Below are 8,062 nucleotides of genomic sequence, written 5' to 3' on the forward strand. Positions count from 1 at the left end.
CCGGTGTCCGGTGCCCGCCCTCGGCGGTGCTGTGCTCTGAGGTGGTGCGGTCCGGTGCACTCCGTGCCCGGTGCAGCGGGTCAGTACGTGACGCCGTACTCCCAGTGCCAGGCCTCGGGCTTGGAGCCGCCCTGGCGTGCCCACTCGGGGTTCTCCCAGCCGTACGCCGGGGCGTTCGCACGCATCCAGCTGTACTGCGCGCTGCCGAAGCTGCTGATGCCGCCACCCAGGTCGAGCGCCTGGGCCATGCCGTGGTTCGACGTCCCCGGGGCCGCCGCGAGGAAGCCCTTCTGGGCCTTCACGGCGACCTGGGAGGCGTACGAGCGGTACGACGAGGTCACCGTGATGTTCGTGCCGAACGCTGCGACATAGGCCTTGTTGAGCTGCTCGAGCTGGTACGCGGCGTCGCAGCGCACGAGCTCACCGGGAGCGAAGCTCGGTGCGCACAGGAGGTTCGCCGGGATGGTCCCGTTGGCGTACCCGGCGGTGCTGGCGGCCCAGGCGGCGAGCTGCTGTGCCATGGCTGCACGCTCGGCCGCCTGCTGCTGCTCCAGGGCTGCACGCTCGGCGGCCTGCTGGGCGGCGATCTCCTCGGCCGTCGGGGGAGCGGGCTCGACCGCCACGGCGACCGCGGTCGCGTCGAGCAGTCCGCGCAGGGCCGTCGTCGCAGCGTCGATCTCGGCGACCGAGGGGACGACCTGGGCGGTCGTCGGCGTGCCGGCGGCCGCGGCGGGGGCCTCGGCGGGCGTCCCGGTGGACTCCTCGGCAGCCGGGGTGGCTGCCGTCTCGCCCGCCGCGGCGTCCGCGAGGGCGGCCTCCGACGGGGTCTCGTCGGTGGCTGCTGCCGTGGTGTCGGCGGTCGTGAGGGCCTCGCGACCCTCGGCACCAGCGCGGCTCGCACGGAACGTGTCGCGACCGTCGAGCGTGTCGTCGGCGCCTGCTGCGTCGAGCGTGGTGCTCGTGGCCGCGTCCACCGACGATGCCTGCTCGGCCTCGGTCGTCGACGCCTGGTCGGCGTCCGCGGTCGTCGCGGCGCTCACGAGCTGGCGGAGCTGGTCGCGGGTCGTGGTGATCTGCGCGAGGTGGTCGGGCGTGAGGGTCGACGCGCCTTCGCCGGCGAGGAACTCGGCGCGGACGAGCTCGGTGCTCGCGGCGTCGAGCGCGGCCTGCTCCTCAGGGGTGGACGCGGTCGCACCCGCGACGCTCGCGACGGCCGGGGCCGAGGCGCTCGCGGTCGAGGCGGCCTCGGAGGTGCCCGACGACGTGACCAGGCTGGCCGCGCCGGCGGTCGTGCTGATGGCGACCGCTGCGAGGGCGGCGGCGACCGCGAACGGCGAGCGTCGCTTGAACGAGCGGCCGGGCAGGGAGGCGGCGAAGTGCCGCTGGGAGTGCTTGCCCATCAGCGGTCACCTCCCGCGTCGGCGGCGGGTCGGTCGGCGACGTCGAGGAGGTGCGTGGTGAGGTGGTCGGTGTTCCGGGTCGAGCGGCGCGCGAGGGGCGCGGCAGAGCTGAATGATGCAGTTGTCACGATGTTCCGGGGTTCCGTTCGTCGGGCCGAGGCCGGACCGCGTGCGCACTGCGGCTGTCGAGCGGGTGCTCGACGCCGTACCGTGCCGTCGCGGTGACGGGGATCGTTCTGGGCCTCAGCAGCCTGGGGCGCGGCGCGTCCGGATGACGTGGGAGCCGCGGTGCGTCGGCAGATGGGATGCGAGGACGGTCCTCGGTGCCTGCCAACTCGTTCCATCTTCAACTACGTTTGTGACCGGCCTGGCGTCGATGAGCAAGGATCCGCTGGTGATGGTGTGCCGGGGCTGGGCCTATTCGGTGAAGAAGGTACGACCGACGCGTCTCGCGTCGCGAGTCAGCGCCGTTCCCACGAGCATGCCCAGCGCGATCGCGAAGACGGCGACGACCGCGTTGGCGATGTCGGACACCGACCCCGTGTCTCCTGCCACGAGCTCGGACAGCCCCAGGAAGCTCAGCGCACCGGGGACGAGGAGCCAGAACGCCGGGAGGGTCGTGACGATCGCGGGCGGGCCCGTGCGGGTGCGCTCGACGAGCGTCGCGAGCGGCACGATCACGAGCGCCCCGAAGAAGCCGGAGATCTCGGGGGCGACGAAGGACCCGCCCAGCTGTGCCGCGTAGGCCGCGAACAGGACCACGAGCACCCAGGGCAGGCTCCGGCGCGGCGTCGAGGAGAAGAGCATCTGCCCGAGGCCCACCATGACGATCCCCACCCACGGGGCCCACCAGCCCAGCCGCTCACCGCTGTGCCCGGCGATCAGGTCCCCCGCGACCGCCGCACCCGCGACGACGCCGAAGACCAGCAGGAGGAGCTGCGCGATCCCGTACAGGAGCCTGCTCGCTCCCGACACGATCTGGTTGCTGGTCAGCTCGATCGCGGCGACCGTGAGCACGGAGCCGGGCAGAAAGCTGATGAGCGGCGGGACGAGGACCTGCAGGGGGCTGTCCCCGAGCCACGGCTGGATCACCTGGATCGCGACGACCGTCACGAGGAACGCCGCGACGACGGGCAGGGCCGTGCTGAGCGTGGGCCAGCGGGCAGCGAGCCAGCGCAGGATCCCGACGCCGAGCCCCAGCACCAGGAAGACGGGCAGCAGGTCGAGGGTCGGGTTGAGGATGAGCCCGAACCCCAGCGTCAGGATCGCGTGCCCGACGATCGTGAGCACGGCGCCGAAGCGCGGAGGTCGTCGCCGGATCGCGCGCAGCTCGGCGCGGGCGTCGGCGAGCTCGATCGACTGGGCGCGCAGCCTGCGGATCACGCCGTAGAGGGCGCCGATCTGGTCGAGGTTCAGGCCGCTCCCCGCGGCGTCGGTGAAGTCGGTGACGACTCCCGAGGCGGTCTGCGCCCGGATGAACACGCACGTCGGCAGCACCAGGGTCTGCACGGTGTGCGCGCCGTGCAGGTCGGCGACCTGCTCCAGGACGTCCTGCGCGTCGTTGACCGACTGCCCTGAGTCGAGCATGGCCCGCCCGAGCTCGCGCAGGAGCGGGACGAGGTCGGGCGAGATCTCGGGGACGTCCGACTGCTCCTCGGGCGGGCTCTGGTTGCCGAGCGCCTGGAGCACCCGCCGGAAGGTCGCCGGCGCCCGTCGGAGACCGGCGAGCAGGGGTGGCCTCCGGTGCGGAGCCGGGGGCTTCGCGGAGCCGGGCTCCGCGGGAGGACCTGGAGCGGGGCTCGGAACTGCGGTCGGTGCGCTCTCCTCCGTCCCGGGCGGCGGGGGCTCGACCGACGACCCGTCGTCCGCCTCCACGGGTGGAGACGTCCCGGTGGTCAGGTCGCCACCTCGCGTCCGGCATCAGGGCCCGACGACGCCATCACGAGGTGCAGGAGCGCCTCGCCGTAGGCGTCGGCCGGGTCGTGCCCGCGGAACGCGACCTTGCGCCCGGCGAGCTCGATCTCGACGAGGTAGGCGGGGGCGTCGTCGTCCTCGACGAAACGCTGGAGCCAGCGAAAGGTCCCGCCGAGCAGCGAGCGGAGCTGGGACTCGAGGGGGTGCCACAGGGCGTCCTCGAGGGCCACGGAGTCGAGCGCCCACTCGGTGGTGCCGTTGAACCCGAGGACGACCCCGGTGTCGAACTCGTGGGGCTCGATCGTCATGTCGCTCACGGTGAAGACGTCGCCCTCGGGCCCGACCCCGAGGAGCCGGAAGCGGTCTCCCGAGGCAGGGTGCCAGCGGACCCCCGCCTCGCGGAGGGCCAGCGCCAGGTCCCAGGAGATCATCTGGCCAGTATGGGCGGGGCCGCGCGGACCGGCGCGTCGAGAGCGACGCACGTACACCGCGGGAGCGACCTACCGCAGGCCGGTCGCACGCTCGCGCGGGACAGTAGGGGGAGAACCTCCGCACCCGGTGGGGGTCGGCTCGGGGAGGCAGGCATGTCCGGGACGTTCGCGACCGTCGACGAGTACATCGGCTCGTTCCCGCCCCAGACCCAGGAGGTCCTGCGGGAGATGCGCCGGACGATCCATCGGGTCGTGCCCGACGCGGGCGAGAAGATCAGCTACCAGATCCCCGCCGTGACGGCGCAGGGGCGCGTCATCGTGTACTTCGCGGGGTGGAAGCACCACGTGAGCCTGTACCCCGTGCCCGACGGCGACGAGGACTTCGAGCGTCTGGTCGCCCCGTACCGGGCGTCCAAGGGGACGCTCAAGTTCCTGCTCAAGGAACCGGTGCCGTACGGCGTGATCGAGACGGTCTCGCGGCGCCTGCTCGACCAGCACGGCGCCTCGGCCTAGCCGGGACCGGGGAGCCCGTCCGGGGCACCCACCAGGTGTGCGTGCGTCCATCTGTCGGGACCGGCCGTCCCAGGACGGCCCGAGTTCACACCTCGGAAACTCGGGAGCCGTGTACTCGCCCTCATGACCGTTCCTTCCGCGGGCACGGCCGGGCGATCCCCGGACCGACCCGTCACCGTCTCCATCCACCGCCGCATCCACCCCGACCTCGTCCCGGACGCGACCCGCTGGGTCCAGGCCGGCGTCAACATGGCCAACACCTATCCCGGGTTCCTCGGGTCCGGCTGGGTGCGCGCGGCGAAGGACTCGCACGACTGGCACATGCTCTACCGCTTCGCCGACGAGTCGACGCTCGACGCCTGGGACTCCTCGCCCGAGCGCGTCGCGTGGCTCCGGGAGGGGCAGGGCCTCGTCGAGGAGCAGCGAGTCGAGCGCCGGACGGGCATCGAGGGCTGGTTCGACGCCCCTGCCCGCGTCGACGAGCCGCAGATCAGCGCCGAGCGTGCGCCGGCCCGGTGGAAGCAGTCGGTGAGCATCTGGCTCGGGTTCTTCCCCGTGAACCTCGCCTTCACGCTCCTCATGTCCTGGGCCGTCCCGAGCTTCGGCGAGCTGCCCGTGCTCCCCAGGGTGCTCGTGACGACGCTCGTGCTGACCCCGATCATGACGTACGCCGTGCTGCCGTGGGTGACCCGCCGTCTGGCACCGTGGCTGGCGCGCTGAGACGCGTCCGCGGGCCCCGGACCTGCGCGCGCACAGCGCCTGTCCAGGCGCCGCGCAGCCCGCGCGCCTAGCGTGGACGGATGGACGAGGAGATCGAGAACGCGACGGACGTCGCCCTGACCCTGGCCGCCGTCGCGGGAGCGCTCGTGGCGGCGTTCGTGCTGGGCACGATCATCTCCGCGGTGGTGAACCGGATCGGGAGGCGCAGCCAGCTCGCCCGCGACATCTCGCGGCGGCTGCGCCGGCCGGACCGGGCGGTCCTCATGGTCGTGGCCGTGTGGATCGCGGTGCGGGTCACGACGCCCCCGACCGTCGAGTGGCGGGCCGCGGTCGAGCACCTGCTCCTGGTCCTGCTCATCGCGGCCGGCGCGTGGTGGGTGGGCGCTCTCGCGTTCGTGCTCGAGGACAGCGCGCTCAAGCGGTTCCGGGTCGACGTGGTCGACAACCGGCACGCGCGCCGCATCCGCACCCAGATCATCGTGGTGCGGAGGCTCACGGTCGCGGTCATCGTCATCTGCGCGATCGCCGCGGTGCTCCTGACCTTCCCGGCGGCCCGTGCCGCCGGGGCGAGCATCCTGGCGTCGGCCGGCGTCATCTCGATCGTCGCGGGCCTCGCGGCGCAGACCTCGCTCGCGAACGTGTTCGCGGGCATGCAGATCGCGTTCACGGACGGGATCAGGGTCGACGACGTCGTGGTCCTCGAGGGTGAGTGGGGCCGGATCGAGGAGATCACCATGACGTACGTCGTGGTGCACCTGTGGGACGACCGGCGCCTCATCATGCCGTGCACCTACTTCACCACGACCCCGTTCCAGAACTGGACGCGTCGGGCCGCGGACCTGCTCGGCACGGTCGAGCTCGACCTCGACTTCCGGGTCCCGTTCGGCGCCATGCGCGCCGAGCTCAAGCGGCTCCTCGCGCACACCGACCTGTGGGACCAGCGCGTCGGCATCCTCCAGGTGACCGACGCGATCAACGGCGTGGTGCGGGTCCGAGCGCTCGTGAGCGCGCGCGACGCCCCGACCCTGTTCGACCTGCGGTGCTTCGTGCGGGAAGGGCTCGTCGAGTGGCTCCAGCGGTCGAGCGCCGACTCGCTGCCCCGCACGCGCTTCGAGGGGGTCGAGGAGGGGCGCATCAGCGAGGACCCGGACGTCGCGCCCGGGGGCGCGGCCGCCCAGCCGGGGATCCCGAGCCCGGAGAAGCCCGAGCCCGCGGTGCACCTGCCTCCCGCGATCCCCGTGGGGCCGGGCATCCCGGGGCAGCCGCCGCTCTCCACCCGGCCCGCGACGCGGCGCGTCTCGGTGCACGACCAGACACGGGTGATCGGGACGGTCGGCGCACCGCAGGACGTCGTCGAGACGCGCGTCATGTCTCCCGTCGAGGCCGAGCTCGCGGCCGCGCCGGGGGGTGCGGCCGACGCGGGCCCCGAGGACCAGCCCGGGGGCGCGTCCGAGTCGGCGTTCTTCAGCGGGACGGCCGAGGGGGTCGAGCGTTCCAAGGCGTTCGCGGGACCTGGGCAGGACGTGATCGACGAGCGCGAGGAGACGGCCGAGAGACACCGGATCGAGGACGAGGGGGACACCGAGGGCTCCTACACGCTGGAGGACGGCACGGGGAGCGGGGGCGACCCGGCGAACGCCGTCGGGCCAGCCGAGGCAGGCCGCGACAGAGGTCTCGACCGGACGCGCGACCACGGCCGCGACCTGGGCCGCGGCGAGTCGCACGACGACGGCGGCCACGACGGCGACGCCTGAGGCAGGGCCGGGGCGTGACGCACGCGACCCCGACCCGCCGCGACGCGGTGAGCATCGCTGACTAGGGTCTCGACGTGAGCATGTGGACCTGGCCCGCGTACGTGGGAGTGATCGGCGGCCTCGTCGTCTTCCTGTTGATCCTGCTGCCCGTCGTGGTGTGGCAGTACCGCCGGTACGGGCGGCTGAGCTGGTTGCGCCTGCTCGGGTCGGCTGCGGTCGCGGTCTACGGGGTCGCGCTCGTCGCGTACACGCTCCTGCCGCTGCCGTCGGGCGACCTGGCGCAGTGGTGCGCGCAGCACGGGTTCTCGGGTCCCCAGCTCAACCCCTTCCAGTTCGTCGACGACATCCGCCGGGACACCGCGGGCATGAGCACCGCGGCCCGCCTGCGCAGCCCGGCCGTGCTGCAGACGGTGTTCAACGTCGTCCTGTTCATCCCGTGGGGCGTGCTGGTGCGCCGGTTCTTCGGGTGGCGGCTGCCGCTCACGGTGCTCTCGGCGTTCGCCGCGTCGCTGTTCATCGAGACCACGCAGGGCACGGGCATCTACGGCCTCATCCCGTGCTCGTACCGGCTGGCCGACGTCGACGACCTCCTGACCAACACGCTCGGAGGGCTGGTCGGTGCGCTGATCGCCCCGGTCGTCCTGCGCTGGATGCCGCGGTCGACCGACCTCGCGGCGCAGCGTGGGGTCCCGCGTCCGGTCACGGTGTGGCGGCGCTGGCTGGGCATGCTGCTCGACGCGGTGCTGGTCTCGGTCGTCGGGACCGTGCTGGTGCTGTCCTACCGGATCGTGCTCGTGGTGACGGGCCAGGAGATCCCGCTGGGGTCGGACGGGATCGACGTCGTGCTCGGCACCGTGGTGCCCGTGGTGCTGGTCCTGTTCGTGCCCCCGTTCCTGGGCAGCGGGGCGTCGTGGGGGCAGCGGGCGATGTGGCTCGAGCCGCGCTGGACGGCCGACGCCGCGGCGGGGGCGGTCGGACCCGACGGGCTGGGCCGTGGGACCACGGTCCGCCGTGCGGTGCGCGGCTTCGCGTCGGGCGGGCTGTGGGGAGCGTGCCTGGTCCTGGCGGAGGTCCCGGGCGGTGGTCTCGTGCCCGACGTCGCAGCGCCCCTGGGAGGTCTCGTCGCCTTCGTGGCGGTCGTCTCGGTCCTGTTCACCCGCGACCGGCGGGGGCTGTCGGGAGTCGTGTCGGGGGCCAGGATGGTCGACGCGCGGAGCTGACGCCGCTGAGCCTGAGCCTGCCGCGCCCACCCGTGAGCGCCGCGCCCGCCGTGCCCGCCGAGAAGTGAGTAGATGCCCCCAGATCGGGTGATCCAGGGGCATCTACTCAC

General features: G+C 73.1%; 8 protein-coding genes. 4 read left to right on the plus strand and 4 right to left on the minus strand.

Annotated elements, in window-relative coordinates; genetic code table 11:
• Positions 1-80: 80 nt before the first annotated feature.
• The 4 genes from ACFWFR_RS14865 to ACFWFR_RS14880 all read right to left on the minus strand — a co-directional run bounded on the left by ACFWFR_RS14865 (position 81) and on the right by ACFWFR_RS14880 (position 3,745).
• Entirely contained in the window at positions 81-1,400 is a 1,320-nt protein-coding gene (locus ACFWFR_RS14865) for a M15 family metallopeptidase (protein WP_377623462.1), read from the minus strand.
• On the minus strand, positions 1,400-1,528 hold the full coding sequence (locus ACFWFR_RS14870; RefSeq protein ID WP_377618110.1) for a hypothetical protein: 129 nt from the start codon (positions 1,526-1,528) through the stop codon (positions 1,400-1,402). Before ACFWFR_RS14870 ends, ACFWFR_RS14865 begins: the two co-directional genes overlap by 1 nt.
• Before the next feature lie 289 nt (positions 1,529-1,817).
• Complete coding sequence (locus tag ACFWFR_RS14875) at positions 1,818-3,089, minus strand: threonine/serine exporter ThrE family protein (protein ID WP_377623463.1); 1,272 nt, start codon at positions 3,087-3,089, stop codon at positions 1,818-1,820.
• A gap of 206 nt (positions 3,090-3,295) precedes the next feature.
• Positions 3,296-3,745, minus strand: coding sequence for a hypothetical protein (locus tag ACFWFR_RS14880; RefSeq protein ID WP_191805676.1), 450 nt, complete (start codon positions 3,743-3,745; stop codon positions 3,296-3,298).
• Positions 3,746-3,898: 153 nt separating this feature from the next.
• Here ACFWFR_RS14880 and ACFWFR_RS14885 point away from each other — a divergent pair, with 153 nt between their 5' ends.
• The 4 genes from ACFWFR_RS14885 to ACFWFR_RS14900 all read left to right on the plus strand — a co-directional run bounded on the left by ACFWFR_RS14885 (position 3,899) and on the right by ACFWFR_RS14900 (position 7,952).
• Positions 3,899-4,258, plus strand: coding sequence for an iron chaperone (locus ACFWFR_RS14885; protein ID WP_377623464.1), 360 nt, complete (start codon positions 3,899-3,901; stop codon positions 4,256-4,258).
• Between the two features lie 123 nt (positions 4,259-4,381).
• Positions 4,382-4,978, plus strand: a complete 597-nt coding sequence (locus ACFWFR_RS14890; protein WP_377623465.1) for an antibiotic biosynthesis monooxygenase — start codon at positions 4,382-4,384, stop codon at positions 4,976-4,978.
• Positions 4,979-5,058: 80 nt separating this feature from the next.
• Positions 5,059-6,732, plus strand: coding sequence for a mechanosensitive ion channel family protein (locus tag ACFWFR_RS14895; protein WP_377623466.1), 1,674 nt, complete (start codon positions 5,059-5,061; stop codon positions 6,730-6,732).
• An 80-nt stretch (positions 6,733-6,812) separates the two neighbouring features.
• Positions 6,813-7,952: a VanZ family protein gene (locus ACFWFR_RS14900; RefSeq protein ID WP_377623467.1), complete on the plus strand. Its 1,140-nt coding sequence runs from the start codon at positions 6,813-6,815 to the stop codon at positions 7,950-7,952.
• Positions 7,953-8,062: the final 110 nt, after the last annotated feature.

This window comes from Oerskovia sp. NPDC060287, from assembly GCF_042726775.1.
Classification (GTDB): Bacteria; Actinomycetota; Actinomycetes; order Actinomycetales; family Cellulomonadaceae; genus Oerskovia; species Oerskovia merdavium.